This is a genomic window from Acetobacter estunensis, assembly GCF_019083805.1.
Taxonomy (GTDB): Bacteria; Pseudomonadota; Alphaproteobacteria; order Acetobacterales; family Acetobacteraceae; genus Acetobacter; species Acetobacter estunensis_A.
The window spans coordinates 1-429 of record NZ_JAHRDV010000131.1; the positions used below are offsets into that span (position 1 = coordinate 1).

Below are 429 nucleotides of genomic sequence, written 5' to 3' on the forward strand. Positions count from 1 at the left end.
TTGATAAAGATGGCGCGATCCGCATGGATTGCTCCTCCGAATGTGCGATGGCGGGTTTGCTGGCGCTGCGGGACAAGTTTGACCTGGCCTTCGCCAACGACCCGGACTATGACCGTCATGGCATCGTGACGCCTGCGGGGCTGATGAATCCGAACCATTATCTGGCGGTCGCCATCAACTATCTGTTTCAGCATCGCCCACAATGGGGCAAAGACGTGGCCGTCGGTAAAACGCTGGTCTCTTCCGCGATGATTGACCGCGTGGGGAATGATTTGGGACGCAAGCTGGTGGAAGTGCCGGTAGGCTTCAAATGGTTTGTTGACGGTTTGTTCGACGGCAGCTTCGGTTTCGGCGGGGAAGAAAGCGCGGGCGCTTCGTTCCTGCGTTTCGACGGTACGCCGTGGTCTACCGATAAAGACGGTATCATTA

General features: G+C 56.9%; 1 pseudogene. It reads left to right on the plus strand.

Annotated elements, in window-relative coordinates:
• Positions 1-429, plus strand: a pseudogene (locus tag KUA11_RS17265) (phosphoglucomutase, alpha-D-glucose phosphate-specific); the annotation flags it as partial.